Origin of the sequence: Pseudomonas sp. AO-1, from assembly GCF_019775695.1 — a bacterium.
Lineage (GTDB): Bacteria > Pseudomonadota > Gammaproteobacteria > Pseudomonadales > Pseudomonadaceae > Aquipseudomonas > Aquipseudomonas parakoreensis.
This window is the reverse complement of sequence record NZ_CP079947.1, coordinates 2,205,582-2,219,448: the sequence shown is the minus strand read 5'-3', so window position 1 is coordinate 2,219,448 and position 13,867 is coordinate 2,205,582. Positions and strand designations below refer to the sequence as shown.

General features: G+C 61.6%; 14 protein-coding genes. 8 read left to right on the top strand and 6 right to left on the bottom strand.

The window, feature by feature from the left end; all coding sequences use genetic code 11:
• Positions 1 to 34: 34 nt before the first annotated feature.
• Genes KVQ82_RS10335 through KVQ82_RS10320 form a run of 4 tightly spaced genes read left to right on the top strand, consistent with a single transcriptional unit; the run spans position 35 to position 3,620 of the window.
• On the top strand, positions 35 to 964 hold the full coding sequence (locus tag KVQ82_RS10335; protein WP_222018789.1) for a metal ABC transporter substrate-binding protein: 930 nt from the start codon (positions 35 to 37) through the stop codon (positions 962 to 964).
• The gene (locus KVQ82_RS10330; RefSeq protein WP_260688078.1) at positions 961 to 1,806 is read left to right on the top strand and encodes a metal ABC transporter ATP-binding protein; all 846 of its coding nucleotides are present in this window, start codon (positions 961 to 963) and stop codon (positions 1,804 to 1,806) included. The genes KVQ82_RS10335 and KVQ82_RS10330 overlap by 4 nt, the downstream gene beginning before the upstream one ends.
• A complete protein-coding gene (locus KVQ82_RS10325) occupies positions 1,806 to 2,705 on the top strand; it encodes a metal ABC transporter permease (RefSeq protein ID WP_222018787.1) in 900 nt (299 codons plus the stop codon). The genes KVQ82_RS10330 and KVQ82_RS10325 overlap by 1 nt, the downstream gene beginning before the upstream one ends.
• Positions 2,706 to 3,620, top strand: coding sequence for a metal ABC transporter solute-binding protein, Zn/Mn family (locus tag KVQ82_RS10320; RefSeq protein ID WP_222018786.1), 915 nt, complete (start codon positions 2,706 to 2,708; stop codon positions 3,618 to 3,620).
• A gap of 143 nt (positions 3,621 to 3,763) precedes the next feature.
• Here the strand turns inward: KVQ82_RS10320 and KVQ82_RS10315 are convergent, their stop codons facing one another.
• From KVQ82_RS10315 to KVQ82_RS10295, 5 genes are all read right to left on the bottom strand, one after another.
• On the bottom strand, positions 3,764 to 3,988 hold the full coding sequence (locus KVQ82_RS10315; RefSeq protein WP_047295362.1) for an MbtH family protein: 225 nt from the start codon (positions 3,986 to 3,988) through the stop codon (positions 3,764 to 3,766).
• A gap of 82 nt (positions 3,989 to 4,070) precedes the next feature.
• Complete coding sequence (locus tag KVQ82_RS10310) at positions 4,071 to 5,483, bottom strand: aspartate aminotransferase family protein (RefSeq protein WP_222018785.1); 1,413 nt, start codon at positions 5,481 to 5,483, stop codon at positions 4,071 to 4,073.
• Positions 5,484 to 5,626: 143 nt separating this feature from the next.
• Positions 5,627 to 6,112, bottom strand: coding sequence for a GNAT family N-acetyltransferase (locus KVQ82_RS10305; protein WP_041069716.1), 486 nt, complete (start codon positions 6,110 to 6,112; stop codon positions 5,627 to 5,629).
• 204 nt (positions 6,113 to 6,316) lie between these two features.
• Complete coding sequence (locus KVQ82_RS10300) at positions 6,317 to 7,639, bottom strand: ATP-binding protein (RefSeq protein ID WP_108183372.1); 1,323 nt, start codon at positions 7,637 to 7,639, stop codon at positions 6,317 to 6,319.
• Positions 7,639 to 8,319: a response regulator gene (locus KVQ82_RS10295; protein ID WP_007969056.1), complete on the bottom strand. Its 681-nt coding sequence runs from the start codon at positions 8,317 to 8,319 to the stop codon at positions 7,639 to 7,641. Before KVQ82_RS10295 ends, KVQ82_RS10300 begins: the two co-directional genes overlap by 1 nt.
• A gap of 295 nt (positions 8,320 to 8,614) precedes the next feature.
• On the opposite strand from KVQ82_RS10295, the gene KVQ82_RS10290 reads away from it, so the two are divergent.
• The 4 genes from KVQ82_RS10290 (at position 8,615) to dsbG (ending at position 12,772) form a co-directional block, all read left to right on the top strand.
• Positions 8,615 to 9,298: a hypothetical protein gene (locus KVQ82_RS10290; RefSeq protein WP_222018784.1), complete on the top strand. Its 684-nt coding sequence runs from the start codon at positions 8,615 to 8,617 to the stop codon at positions 9,296 to 9,298.
• Positions 9,299 to 9,422: 124 nt separating this feature from the next.
• Entirely contained in the window at positions 9,423 to 11,156 is a 1,734-nt protein-coding gene (dsbD, locus tag KVQ82_RS10285; protein WP_222018783.1) for a protein-disulfide reductase DsbD, read from the top strand.
• A complete protein-coding gene (locus KVQ82_RS10280) occupies positions 11,157 to 12,026 on the top strand; it encodes a TlpA disulfide reductase family protein (protein WP_095668688.1) in 870 nt (289 codons plus the stop codon).
• Entirely contained in the window at positions 12,002 to 12,772 is a 771-nt protein-coding gene (dsbG, locus tag KVQ82_RS10275) for a thiol:disulfide interchange protein DsbG (RefSeq protein ID WP_095668687.1), read from the top strand. Before KVQ82_RS10280 ends, dsbG begins: the two co-directional genes overlap by 25 nt.
• Positions 12,773 to 12,855: 83 nt before the next feature.
• Here the strand turns inward: dsbG and KVQ82_RS10270 are convergent, their stop codons facing one another.
• Complete coding sequence (locus KVQ82_RS10270) at positions 12,856 to 13,668, bottom strand: alpha/beta fold hydrolase (protein WP_222018782.1); 813 nt, start codon at positions 13,666 to 13,668, stop codon at positions 12,856 to 12,858.
• Positions 13,669 to 13,867: the final 199 nt, after the last annotated feature.

Here is a 13,867-nt window from a genome sequence, read left to right as displayed (position 1 = left end):
CCGTCGCCTTCACCCGAGAGAAGACCGCTTGCCCATGCTTATTTCACTGACTCGCCGTCCCCTCCTGCGCACCCTGCTGTTAAGCCTGTGCGCGTGCCTGCTGAGCCCGCTGGCCAGCGCCGATCCGGGCAAACGCCTGCGCATCGGTATCACCCTGCACCCGTACTACAGCTATGTGGCGAACATTGTCGGCGACAAGGCCGAGGTGGTACCGCTGATTCCCGCCGGTTTCAACCCGCACGCCTACGAGCCACGCGCCGAGGACATCAAGCGCATCAGCGGGCTGGACGTGATCGTGCTCAACGGGGTCGGCCATGACGACTTCGCCGACCGCATGATCGCCGCCAGCGAAACGCCGAACATCAAGACCATCGAAGCCAATGAAAACGTGCCGCTGCTGGCGGCCACCGGTACCGCGGCGCGCGGCGCCGGCAAAGTGGTCAACCCGCACACCTTCCTGTCGATCAGCGCCTCGATTGCCCAGGTCAACAATATTGCCCGCGAGCTGGGCAAGCTCGATCCGGACAACGCCAAGACCTATACCCAAAACGCCCGCGCCTACGGCAAACGCCTGCGGCAGATGCGCGCCGACGCCCTGGCCAAACTGACCCAGGCGCCCAACGCCGAACTGCGCGTGGCCACAGTGCATGCGGCCTATGACTATCTGCTGCGCGAATTCGGCCTGGAAGTGACGGCCGTGGTCGAACCGGCCCACGGCATCGAACCGAGCCCGAGCCAGTTGAAAAAGACCATCGACCAACTGCGCGAACTCGACGTGAAGGTGATTTTCTCGGAGATGGATTTCCCCTCGACTTACGTCGAGACCATCCAGCGTGAGTCCGGGGTGAAGCTGTACCCGCTGTCGCACATTTCCTACGGCGAATACAGCGCCGACAAGTACGAAAAGGAAATGTCCGGCAACCTCGACACCGTGGTGCGGGCGATTCAGGAGTCCGGGGCATGACAGCAAAAGAAACCCTCTCTGACACCCCACCATCCCCTGTGGGAGCGAGCTTGCTCGCGAAGGCGTCCGGTCAGTCAGCATCATTATTGAATGAAGCACCGCATTCGCGAGCAAGCTCGCTCCCACAAGGATGGGGGCCGACTCTGGATTTTGCAGAAGTCTCTCTGACCCTCGGGCGCACTACGATCCTCGACAACGTGACCTTCCAGGTTCAGCCCGGTCACGTCCACGCCCTGGTCGGTCCCAATGGCGGCGGCAAGAGTTCGCTGATCAAGACCCTGCTCGGGCAGATGCCGCACCAAGGTCAACTGAGCCTGCACTGGCCCGGTCAACCCGGGACCATCGGTTACGTGCCGCAGGCGCTGGAGTTCGATCGAGGCCTGCCGATGACCGTCGACGACTTCATGGCCGCCATGTGCCAGCGGCGCCCGGCGTTTCTCGGTTTGAGCAAGCACTACGCCAACGCCATCGGCGAGGCGCTGGAACGGGTCGGCATGCAGGACAAACGCAAGCGGCGCATGGGCGCGCTGTCCGGTGGCGAACGGCAGCGCGTGTTGCTCGCTCAAGGCTTGATCCCGGCCCCGCAATTGCTGGTGCTGGATGAGCCGATGTCGGCGCTCGACGAAGCCGGGATTCAGGTGTTCGAACGCCTGCTCGGCGATTGGCGCGCCGCCGGCATCACCGTGCTGTGGATCGAGCACGATCTGGAAGCGGTCAAGCGTCTGGCCGACCGGGTCACCGGTCTCAACCGCCGCGTGCTGTTCGACGCCACGCCGCAACAGGCGCTGACTCCGGAGCGGCTGCTGAGTCTGTTTTCCACCCATCCACGGAGCGCGGTCTGATGAGTTACGAAGCCTTTCGTTTGATGGTTCAGGGCTGGGCGTCGTCCGGTTACCTGCCGGAAGCGCTGGCCTACGGCTTTGTGGTCAACGCGTTGCTTGCCGGCCTATTGATCGGCCCGGTGCTCGGTGGCCTCGGCACGCTGGTGGTGGTCAAGCGCTTTGCGTTTTTCTCCGAAGCGGTCGGCCACGCAGCACTGACCGGCGTGGCCATCGGCATTCTGCTCGGCGAACCCTACACCGGGCCGTACGGCAGCCTGTTCAGTTACTGCCTGCTGTTCGGCATCCTGCTCAATTACCTGCGCAACCGCACCGGCCTGGCGCCCGACACCCTGATCGGCGTGTTTCTCTCGGTGTCGCTGGCGCTTGGCGCGAGCCTGCTGTTGATTCTGGCCGGCAAGATCAACGTGCACATTCTGGAGAACGTGCTGTTCGGTTCGGTGCTCACCGTCAATGGCAACGACCTGCTGGTGCTGGCCATCGTCGGTTCGCTGGTCATGGCCCTGGCACTGCCTTTGTACAACCGGATCATGCTCGCCAGTTTCAACCCGCAACTGGCGGCGGTGCGCGGCGTCGCGGTGAAGACTCTGGATTACCTGTTCGTGATTCTGGTGACGCTGATCACCGTCGCAGCGGTGAAGGTCATCGGCGCGATTCTGGTCGGCGCATTGCTGGTGATTCCGGCGGCGGCAGCACGCTTGCTCAGCCAGTCGCTCAAGGGCTTCTTCTGGTGCTCGGTGCTGATTGCCACCGTCAGCACGCTGTGCGGAATTCTCGCGCCGATCATCTTCGACCTGCCGATCCCGTCCGGCGCCGCGATCATTCTGGTCGCCGGCATCGCCTTCGCCCTCGCCGCCATCGCGCGCGGGGTTGTCCCGAGTCTGAAAGGGAACCTTGGATAAATGACTTTCTCACTGCGAAAACTGACCCTGGCCATGGCCCTGTGCGGCGTGGTCGGCAGCCCGTTGCTGGCGGCTGAAAACCCTCAACCGCTACGCGTACTGGCCTCGCTGCCCATCACCTACGGCCTCGGCGAAGTGCTGCTCAAAGGCACCGACGTCAGCCTGGAACGCGCGGCCCCGGCCAATCTGCCGGGCAGCCGTCAAACCGCGTACTTCACCGGTCGCGGCGCGCCGGCGCTGGGCAAACTGGCAACCTCTGCCGACGCGGTGATCGGCGTGCGCTCGCTGTGGGCGGATGATCCGCTGTACCCGATCGCGCGGCGCAGCAACATTCGCATTGTCGAAGTCGACGCGGCGCGCCCGGTGGATGGCGCCCTGCCGGGGATTGCCCTGCAACCGGGCTTGAAGGTCGATGGCTTGAACAGTCAGCCATGGCTGGCGAGCAACAACATGGGACGCATGGCCGACGTGATCGCGGCGGATCTGGTGCGCCTGGCGCCGTCGGCCAAACCGAAGATCGAGGCCAATCTGGCGGCGCTGAAACAGCGCCTGCTCAAGCTCAGCGCCGACAGCGAAGCGCGCCTGGCCGAGGTCGACAACTTGAGTGTGATGAGCCTCAGCGATCACTTCGGTTACCTGATCGGCAGCCTGAATCTGGAGCTGATCGGCGAGGATCCACGACCCGATAGCGAGTGGACGCCGCAGGACCTGAAGCAACTCACGGCGACGCTGAAGGACAACGATGTGGCGCTGGTGCTGCATCATCGTCAGCCGTCGGAGGCAGTGAAAGCAGCAATTGCCGCCTCGGGCAGTCATTTGCTGGTGTTGAGTACCGATGCAGCGGATCCGGTGGCGGAGCTGGAGGGGAATGTGGATTTGTTGCTCAAGGGGTTGAGCGGCGGGCCTTCGGCATAAGATCAAAAGATCGCAGCCTTCGGCAGCTCCTACAGGGTGTGAGTATTCCCATGTAGGAGCTGCCGCAGGCTGCGATCTTTTGAAGGCCATGAAAAAACCCGCTGACTGTCACCAGTCCAGCGGGTTTGTTTTTACCTGTCAGATTACTGAGCAGCCGTCTGCCCTTCCATCTTCTGGCGCAGGCTCAGCGGACGCATGTCGGTCCAGACCTCTTCGATGTAGGCCAGGCATTCCTTCTTCAGGCCGCTCTTGCCCACGGTGCGCCAGCCTTGCGGCACGGCTTTGTAATCCGGCCAGATCGAGTATTGCTCTTCGTGGTTGACCACGACCTGAAAGAGGATGTCCTCGCGGTCGAATACTGACGTCATGCTGGTTCTCCATCGTTGTGAGGGTGGGCTGCAGCCGAGTGCAGCCGGTTATGTAGAATGAACGTTCGGCGCTGCGAAAAATTTACTCAGCGCCAGTGGCAGCGGCCAAGGCCCGGCCAAAGATCTCGGCGACGCGGTCGATTTCGGCGGCGGTGATCACCAGCGGCGGCAGGAAGCGCACCACCGCGCCATGCCGGCCGCCCAGCTCGAGAATCAGCCCACGCTTGAGGCATTCACGCTGCACCAGCGGTGCCAGACGCGCGAACGCGGGAGGGTGACCGAGAGCATCCGGCGCGCCGTTCGGGTCAACCAGCTCGACGCCGAGCATCAAGCCACGACCACGAATGTCGCCCAGTTGCGGAAAGTCGCGTTGCAGGATGCGCAGGTGTTCGCGCAGGCGTTCGCCCATGGCGGCAGCGTGTTCGCAGACCTTGTGTTCGAGCAGATAACGCATCACCGCGGAACCGGCGGCCATCGCCATCTGATTGCCACGGAAGGTGCCGGCGTGGGCACCCGGTTGCCAGGTGTCGAGCCAGTCGCGATAGACCACCACCGCCAATGGCAGGCTACCGCCGATGGCTTTGGACAACACCACCACGTCGGGGACGATACCGGCGTGTTCGAAGGCAAACATTTTGCCGGTACGGGCGAAACCGCTCTGGATCTCATCGACGATCAGCGCCACGCCAGCCTTCTCGGTAATCCGGCGCAAACCGCGCAGCCACTCGACATCAGCCGGAATCACCCCGCCTTCGCCCTGCACCGCCTCAACAATCACCGCTGCTGGCAACTGCACGCCGGCTTCAGGATCGTTGAGCAGGTTTTCCAGATAACTCAGGTTGGCTTTGATCCCGGCTGCGCCGCCGAGACCGAACGGGCAACGGTAGTCGTACGGAAACGGCATGAATTGCACACCGTTGCTGAGCAAGGCGCCCAGCGGTTTTTTCGGCCCCAGGCTGCCCATCAGGCTCAAGGCGCCCTGGCTCATGCCGTGATAACCGCCGGAGAACGACAGCACCGTGCTGCGCCCGGTGGCGGTGCGTACCAGTTTCAGCGCGGCTTCCACCGCATCGGTGCCGGTCGGCCCGCAGAACTGGATTTTCGCCTCGGCCGCGAGTGCCGACGGCAGCAGGCCGAACAGGTCCTGGACGAATTGATCCTTCACTGGCGTGGTCAGGTCGAGGGTGTGCAGCGGCAGCTCATCGGCGAGCACTTGCTGGATCGCCTCGATCACCACCGGGTGGTTATGCCCCAAGGCCAGCGTGCCGGCACCGGCCAGGCAGTCAATGAACGTACGGCCTTCGACATCCTCGACGTACAGGCCCTTGGCGCGTTTGAGGGCCAGCGGAATGCGTCGTGGGTAGCTGCGGGCATTGGATTCCTGCTGGCTCTGTCGGGCCAGCAGCGGCGATTCGTTGAACTGGTACAGGGTTTCGGCCGGCGCGGCGGTGATCCGCCCCGACGACTCTTCGATAAGGCTGGTGGCGACTGACATCTCTCGACCCCTCAATACGCTATGGATAGTGACCAAAACAGCACACCGCACAGGTGCGCGTTCCGGTCGCGGGGCGCACATGCAGGTTTTCCTGTTCTGGAAACGCTTAAGCGGGGCGAGGATTTAGACCCTTGATCAAGTTGTCAGCCAGGCAATGCCAACGGCTTGTACAGCGTCACGCGGTGCAAGCCTTGATCGCTGGCGGGTGGCGCCGAATCGCAATAGCCCAGATGTCGATAAAAAGCCGCGCCACTGCGGGTGCTGGCGATGCACGCCTGCGGCACGCCACGAATCCGCAGCCAGCCCTCCAGGTCGCTCATCAGCGCACGTCCTGCGCCACGGCGAAACCATTCCGGCTGCACATGGCAAAAGCCGATGTCACCGCTGGCTGTGGCCATGCCGACCCCCACCGGTTTGTCCTGTAGCAGTGCGACGTTCAGGTAGCAATGCGAGTCGGCAAGGCGCGCACTGATGATGTCGGCGGATTGCCGGTCAATCCAGCGGTTGACCTGCTGCGGGTCGTTGCGGTGTTCCAGCGCACAACCGACGCGAATCGAACGCTCGATGATGCGACTGATGAGGCCGGCGTCGGCAGGTTTCGCTGGACGAATGCAGATCGGTGCTTGCATGGCGCGTTCCCTCAATCCATTGAGTCAGAGCAGCCCCGACCTTAGCGCCGAGAGCTGTGAATCACTAATGGAGAGAAGTTACATTTGATGTAGACCAACAAAAATCCCCTGTAGGAGCTGCCGCAGGCTGCGATCTTTTGATCTTGAAAAAATCAAAATCAAAAGATCGCAGCCTGCGGCAGCTCCTACAGGGGGGAAGTGTTTTCAGAGGGATTGCAGCGGCATGGTCAGCTCAACGCGCAGCCCATCCGCGCGGCTGTCGAAATGCAGGGTGCAGGCGCAGCGCTGGACGATAGCCTGGACGATGGCCAGGCCGAGGCCGCAGCCGGTGCTCTGGCCGTTGCGCCAGAAGCGTTGGGTCAGGTGCTGCAGATCTTGCGCCGCAATCCCCGGGCCGTGGTCGCGCACCACAAAACGGGCGCGTTGGCCGACCGTTTCCAGACTCAGCTCGACCTCAGCATCCGCCGGGGTATGGCGCAGGGCGTTGTCGAGCAGATTGCGCAACGCGGCAATCGACAGCACCGCCGGCATTTGCACCGGCGCACTGGAGAGCTGCTTGGGCAAGTGCAGTTTGATGCGCTGACGCTCACCGCCCGCTGCATCCTGCATCGCCAGTTTCGCCACCTGCTCGGCGCTGCACTGCACGCCATCATCGAACGACAGACTGCCCTCGACCCGCGCCAGCAACAGCAGTTGCTCCAGCGTGCGGTGCATGCGGTCTGCGCCCTCCTCGGCCCGCGCCAGCGACTGATCGCGGGCACTGCCTTCGGTCATGCGCGCCACTTGCAGGTGGGTCTTGATCGCGGTCAGCGGGCTGCGCAGTTCATGCGCGGCGTCACCGGTCAGGCGGCGTTCACGCTCGATGGTCTTGCCGATGCGCTGGAACAGCTGGTTCTGCGTATCGAGCAACGGTTTCAGTTCGCTGGGAAACGATTGCAATTGCAGCGGCTCAAGCGAGTCGGCATTACGTCGCATCAGTGCTTCGCGCAGCCGATTGAGCGGCGCCAGGCCCTGGCCGATGCCCAGCCACAACAGGCACAGACAACCGAGCAACGCCACGCCGACCGGCACCGAGGCCGCCAGCAGGATCGACATGTTCAGCGCTTCGCGTTCAATCTGCCGATCAGCCGTGGTGATCCGCACGTCGCCTCGCGCGAGGGTAAAACTGCGCCACGGCGCGCCATCGATCATCTGGTCATGGAAGCCCATTTTTTCTGCTTCCAGGGTTTGCTCGGGACTGCTGTGACTACGCGCGAGAATCTCCCCGCGCAACGAACTGACCTGACACGCCATGCCGCCGGGAATGTTCAATTGTTCGGCGCTGAAATGGGTGCCCTCGCCCTTGCTCGGCAGCGCCGGCAGTTGCTCCAGCAGCCCGGCGACCATGCGCGCCGAAGCCACCAGCCGCTGATCGAGGGAAAACATCATTTGATTGCGCAAGTCGCTGAGCATCCAGGCAGCGGCGAGGGCCCAGATCAGGGCAAACGCGGCGCCGAGGGTCAGGCTCAGGCGCAGACGCAGGCTCATCACTTCTGTTGTTCTCCACCATCGGCCGGCCCAAGGCGATAACCCAGACCGCGCACGGTTTCGACGATGCCCTTGCCGAGTTTGCTGCGCAGGTGGTGGATATGCACGTTGAGGGCGTTGCTCTCCAGTTCATCATTGAAGCCGTAGACGCTGTCCTTCAACTGCTCGGTGGACAACACCCGGCCACGGTTGTGCAACAGCGCCTGCAACAGCGATTGCTCGCGGCGCGACAGGTCCACCGGTTGCCCGGCCAGAGTGGTTTCGCGGCTGCTTGGATCGTAGGTCAGCGCACCGTGCTCAATCAGGTTGACGCTACGCCCGGCGACCCGGCGCAGCAGGGTTTGCAGGCGCGCGAACAATTCACGCAGATCGAAGGGTTTGAGCAGGTAATCGTCAGCCCCGGCTTGCAGGCCGTCGACCCGGTCGGTCACCGAATCGCGCGCAGTCAGGATCAGCACCGGAATTTCCAGGCCCTGTTGACGCAGTTGTTGCAGCAACTTGAGGCCATCTTCGTCGGGCAGGCCAAGATCGAGCACCATCACGTCGAATTCGGCGACCTTGAGCATCGCCCGTGCTTTCGAGGCGGTATTGACGTGCTCGACCGTCAAGCCTTGGGCTGTCAGGCCGGCGACGATGCCACTGGCGATCAACTCATCGTCTTCGCAAACCAGTACGTGCATGGTGGTTCCCTGAAATAAAAGGCAAGTCGAACAGAACAGGATTAAGCCGCAATTATGGCAGGGCGACAACCAACACGGCAGCGACTCGCTTGTTCGCCGGGTCCGGACTCAAAACTGCCAACAGACAACTTGCGCAAGAACAAGGCTCAATCAACATAAAAACAAACTAGCCGACATGAAATCAAACACCTTCAAACTATACAAACCCACAACTAAAAAATAACCTCTCCATCGCAAGTTACATACAACCAATCAAAACTTCAAAAACACATACCAACCTATTAAAGGAACCATGATGAGCATTACAAAAAACTTCGTAGCCGTTGACTGGCGCACCGGCCCCGACCGCATTTATTTCTTCTTCCCGGAGAAAAACAGTTATTCCCGTTTCGACTTCGAGGATAACAAAGTACTTTCCGGCTTCCCCAAGCCGGTGGATGGCAAATGGGAAGGCTTCGACAAGACCGCTGCAGACTTGCGCTTTGGCTTTACCACAACGACCACCCACTGGAACGGTGGCGTCGACACGCTCTGGCTGTTCTACGACGAAGGAACAACACCCTCCGTTTGTGAGTTCAGCCAACAATCCGACAAGGCACTCTCGAAAACCCCCATCGCAAAATCAAAGTGGGAAAAAATATTGCCTTACTACGACAAAATCGTTGGCGTCATGTGGGCTGAAAGCACTGCACAAAGAGAGAGTTACTGGTTCTTGTTAAATGACGGAAACTATCTGATCTACGAAATATACTCAAAGACCCTGGAACTACTACCTCTAAAAGGTTCGCCCTGGGCATCGCTGGAAGAATATAAAAGCCAAATGATGACAGCCGTCACCAATGACTACCCGACCTTCGACACTTACTTTTATGTTTTCCTGAACGACAACCGCTACCTGCGTTATGAACAGAACGCGAAAAAAGTATTTGGCCCGTATACAATCTCCGACTCAACCTGGCCGGGACTGCTGAAGGACTGAGCCACTCGCAGGCACCAGTGAATCGGCGTCGGGTCGCCCATCCGACATCGTGCGGGGCGGTTAATCATCGGTTAATCGCCACCCGCCACTGTGCACCAGACTTGCACAGGGACAAGGCTCCTCCATGCGTCATTTTTTTCTTTTGTTTGCACTGCTGATCTCCAGCCTGGCCCAGGCCGGGAACAATCCATTCGAGACCAAACCGGAATTTCTGCCGGTCGACAAAGCCTTCGTGCTGACCTCCGAACGCCTGGAATCCGGGGAAACCCAGCTGTTCTGGCAGATCACCGACGGCTATTACCTGTACCAGAAACGCCTGAAATTCGACGGTTTGTCGGCAGAGCAGCAGCCGTCGTTGCCCGAGGGCGAGTCGCACAGTGACGAATTCTTCGGTGAACAACCGGTGTATCGCCAAGGGCTGGAAGTGAAAGTCCCGGCCTCGGCCAGCGGTCAGATCAAGGTCAGCTATCAGGGCTGCGCCGATGCCGGCCTGTGTTATCCGCCGCAGACCCGGGTCATTGACCTGGGCGGCAAAGCAACGCCAACGGCCAGTGCTGAAGCGCCGGATCAAGCCTTGGCCAGCAGCCTGCAACAACGGGCGCTGGGCTGGAGCCTGCTGGTGTTCTTCGGCCTCGGCCTGTTGCTGGCGTTTACCCCGTGTTCGTTGCCGATGCTGCCGATTCTGGCGGGCATGATTGTCGGCAGCGGCGCCACCCCGCGCCGTGGGTTCGCCCTGGCCAGCAGCTATGTGATCTGCATGGCGCTGGTGTATGCCGCGATGGGTGTGATCGCCTCGTTGCTCGGCGCCAACCTGCAGGCGTGGCTGCAAAATCCGTGGCTGCTGGGTGCCTTTGCGACGATTTTCGTGGTGTTGGCGCTGCCGATGTTCGGCTTCTTCGAATTGCAATTGCCGGTGGCCTTGCGTGATCGCCTCGAACACGCTTCGCGCAGCCGTAACGGCGGCAGCCTGATCGGCGCCGGAGCGCTCGGCGCGTTGTCCGGTCTGCTGGTCGGCCCGTGCATGACCGCACCGCTGGCCGGCGCCTTGCTGTACATCGCGCAGAGCGGCAATGCGCTGCACGGTGGCTTGATTCTGTTCGCGCTGGGCATCGGCATCGGTGTACCGCTGTTGCTGTTGGTGACCGTCGGCAACCGCTTCCTGCCCAAACCCGGGGCATGGATGAACCTGCTCAAAGGCATCTTCGGTTTCCTGTTCCTCGCGACCGCGCTGCTGATGTTGCGCCCGGTGCTGGACTCGTCGCTGTGGCTGGGACTGTGCGGCGCGCTGCTGCTGATCGCGGCGTTCTGCGCCTGGAAGCAATCGGAAGGCTTCGGCCGCGTCGCCCAGGTGTTCGGCGCCAGTTCGCTGTTGCTCGGTCTGTGGGGCAGCCTGTTGATGATCGGTGCCGCTGGCGGCAGTGACGACCCGTATCAACCGTTGCAGGTGTACAGCGCCGGTCGGGTCGCCAACAGCACGCCGAGCGGGCATGACGCGTTCACCACGATCAAGGATCCGGCAGCCCTGCAGCGCGAACTGGATAGCGCCAAGGCTCAGGGCAAGTGGGTGCTGCTCGATTACTACGCCGACTGGTGTGTGTCGTGCAAAGTCATGGAGAAACAGGTGTTCGGTAAGGACAAGGTCATGCAGGCGCTGAGCGATGTGCGCCTGCTGCGCCTCGACGTCACTGCCGACAATGCCGCCAGCCGCGAGCTGCTCGGCCGCTACAAGGTCCCGGGGCCACCGAGTTTTGTCTGGATCGGCACCGACGGCGAAGAACGACGCAGCCAGCGCATCACCGGTGAGGTGGATGCCGAGACGTTCCTGCAACGCTGGACCACCACCCGAGACGCCAATTAAATGCTGACGTTCACCCTCGGCACCTTTGCCATCGCGCTCAACCACCTGTTGCTGATCAGTGCCTTGGCGCTGGCGACCTTTGTCGGCTGGCGGGTGGCCAAGCGTGGTGGCGATAACCCCGAGTCGGCGCTGTTCAGCCTGTTCCTGCTGGGCATGCTCGCGGCGCGCGTGGCATTTGTCGCCCTGTACTGGGGCCACTATCGCAACGATCCGTGGCAGATCATCGACCTGCGCGACGGTGGTTTCCTCGCCTGGCCGGGGGTGATCGTGCTGCTGCTCGCCGCTCTCTATCGCGGCTGGCGTCGCCCGGGGCTGCGTCGGCCACTGGGTTTTGGCGTGGCCAGTGGCGTAGTGTTCTGGCTGTTGGCGACCCTGTCACTGAATATCTACGAACAAGGCACGCGCCTGCCGGACATCACCCTGCGCAACGCCGCCGGCGAGACCATCCAGCTCAGCGACTATCAGGGCGGCCCGCTGGTGATCAACCTGTGGGCAACCTGGTGCCCGCCGTGCCGGCGCGAGATGCCAGTGCTGGAAAATGCGCAACAACAACGCCCGGACCTGACCTTTCTGTTCGTCAATCAGGCCGAAAGCATGCAAAGCGTTGCGACTTTTCTTGAAACCCAGGGCCTGAGCCTGAACAACGTGCTGTTCGACCGCAGTGGCCGACTCGGCCAGGCCGTGGGTTCCATGGCACTGCCAACTACGCTGTTCTATAGCCCTGACGGCCGCTTGCTGAGCAGCCATCTGGGCGAACTGTCGAACGCCAGCCTGGCCCGCGCCCTGGAAAATTTCGACACCCCGAATCCAACCGCCGCACCGGCCACCTCTGCAAGGAAACTGCCATGCCCCGCCTCCGCCACCTGCTGACGCTGACCCTGGGCACTGCCCTGCTGCACCTGCCGTCGGTGCAGGCTGCCGAAGAATTGCCCGCCGCGATCAAGCAGATCGAAGCCAAGGGCGCAAAAATCGTCGGCCAGTTCGACGCCCCGGACGGCTTGCGCGGCTATGCGGCGCAGTACCAGAACCGTGGCATGGCGCTGTACCTGACGCCGGACGGCCAGCATGTGTTGCTCGGCAATCTGTACGACGCCGACGGCAAGGACTTGAGCAGCGAACCGCTGCAAAAACTGGTCTACGCGCCGATGGCCAAGGAAATCTGGGGCAAGTTCGAAGCCAGCAACTGGATTCAGGACGGCAACAAGGATGCGCCACGTACCGTGTACCTGTTCAGCGATCCGAACTGCCCGTACTGCAACATGTTCTGGGAACAGGCGCGGCCATGGGTCAAGGCCGGCAAGGTGCAACTGCGGCACATCATGGTCGGGATCATCCGCGAAGACAGCCCGGCCAAATCCGCCGCCCTGCTGGCCGCGAAAGATCCGGCCAAAGCCCTGGAAGACCACGAAAAGGCCGGCAAGGCCAGCACCCTCAAGCCCTTGAAAGACATTCCAAAAGCGGTGCAGACCAAACTGGCCGCCAACATGCAGTTGATGGAAGACCTGGAACTCCAGGCGACGCCGGCGATTTTCTATATGGATGACAAGGGTGAGCTGCAACAGCAGCAAGGCGCGCCTTCACCGGACAAGTTGGCGAAGATTCTCGGGCCGAAATAAGCCAGATCAAGAGATCGCAGCCTGCGGCAGCTCCTACAGGGGAACGAGTTTTCTGTAGGAGCTGCCGCAGGCTGCGATCTTTTTCAATGTCGCTCAGCCAGGAAGGCGAACAACACCTCAGCAACAAACTGCGGATTCTCCAGACTGGAGATATGCCCCGCCTCCGGCACCAGCACCCACGGGCAGCCGATCAATTCAGCCATTTCCTGTGCTTCGGACAGCGGTCGCGGTTTGTCTTGATCGCCGCACAGCACCAGCGTGGTTGCGGCATTCAATTCGCCCAGACGCGGCAGCAGGTCATCCCGACTGAAGGTGATACGCCCCATGGGCACGATGCTTTCGCGCAGGCGATCCGCGGTGTACGCCGCCAGTTTCGCGCGGAAGTCCTGATACAGCGCCGACTGCGGATCGATGCCCGGGCGGAAGAAGATCGGTACCACGATGTCGAGCAATTGTTCGGAGATCTCGCCGCTTTCCTCGATTTGCTTGAACAGCGAAAAGTAGTACTGGCGGGTGGGTTCCGGCTCCACGCCAACGTACGTATCCATCAGCACCAGGCCATTGAGCCGCTGCGGTGCCGACAAGGCCAGGCGTACGCCCCACATACCGCCGACGGACAATCCGATCAATGTGACCCGGTCGATACCCAGATGATCGAGCAAGGCCTCGACTTGCCGCGCGATGTCATCCAGCGACGTGGTGCCTGAAGGTAAACGCCCGGACTCACCATGGCCCCACAAATCCAGCGCAATCACCCGGTAGTGCGGTGACAGTGCAGCGATCTGCGGCGCCCACATGGCCGTGTCCCACAGATAACTGCCCGCCAGCAACACGGCCGGGCCGGTGCCTTGATCAATGTAGTGCAGCGCTTGTCCGTCAACCGTGAAGAAAGGCATCGACCACCCCCGCGATGAAAAAGAGAACCGGCAGACTGAGATGCCGGTTGTTGATCGTCAACCCTGGATATGTACGTGAATATGCCGGTTTATCGGTGTTGAATGCACTGACGCCATCGCTGGCAAGCCAGCTCCCACAGTGATCGAATGTGTACACAAATTATGTGCTCACCATGAAACGTGTGGGAGCTGGCTTGCC

Coding starts and splice junctions, on each gene's coding strand:
- dsbG (WP_095668687.1), top strand. CDS start 12,002: ATGCCCCGCCTCCGCCACCTGCTGACGCTGACCCTGGGCACTGCCCTG.
- KVQ82_RS10315 (WP_047295362.1), bottom strand. CDS start 3,988: ATGACGTCAGTATTCGACCGCGAGGACATCCTCTTTCAGGTCGTGGTC.
- KVQ82_RS10320 (WP_222018786.1), top strand. CDS start 2,706: ATGACTTTCTCACTGCGAAAACTGACCCTGGCCATGGCCCTGTGCGGC.
- dsbD (WP_222018783.1), top strand. CDS start 9,423: ATGCGTCATTTTTTTCTTTTGTTTGCACTGCTGATCTCCAGCCTGGCC.
- KVQ82_RS10310 (WP_222018785.1), bottom strand. CDS start 5,483: ATGTCAGTCGCCACCAGCCTTATCGAAGAGTCGTCGGGGCGGATCACC.
- KVQ82_RS10270 (WP_222018782.1), bottom strand. CDS start 13,668: ATGCCTTTCTTCACGGTTGACGGACAAGCGCTGCACTACATTGATCAA.
- KVQ82_RS10305 (WP_041069716.1), bottom strand. CDS start 6,112: ATGCAAGCACCGATCTGCATTCGTCCAGCGAAACCTGCCGACGCCGGC.
- KVQ82_RS10330 (WP_260688078.1), top strand. CDS start 961: ATGACAGCAAAAGAAACCCTCTCTGACACCCCACCATCCCCTGTGGGA.
- KVQ82_RS10335 (WP_222018789.1), top strand. CDS start 35: ATGCTTATTTCACTGACTCGCCGTCCCCTCCTGCGCACCCTGCTGTTA.
- KVQ82_RS10295 (WP_007969056.1), bottom strand. CDS start 8,319: ATGCACGTACTGGTTTGCGAAGACGATGAGTTGATCGCCAGTGGCATC.
- KVQ82_RS10290 (WP_222018784.1), top strand. CDS start 8,615: ATGAGCATTACAAAAAACTTCGTAGCCGTTGACTGGCGCACCGGCCCC.
- KVQ82_RS10280 (WP_095668688.1), top strand. CDS start 11,157: ATGCTGACGTTCACCCTCGGCACCTTTGCCATCGCGCTCAACCACCTG.
- KVQ82_RS10300 (WP_108183372.1), bottom strand. CDS start 7,639: ATGAGCCTGCGTCTGCGCCTGAGCCTGACCCTCGGCGCCGCGTTTGCC.
- KVQ82_RS10325 (WP_222018787.1), top strand. CDS start 1,806: ATGAGTTACGAAGCCTTTCGTTTGATGGTTCAGGGCTGGGCGTCGTCC.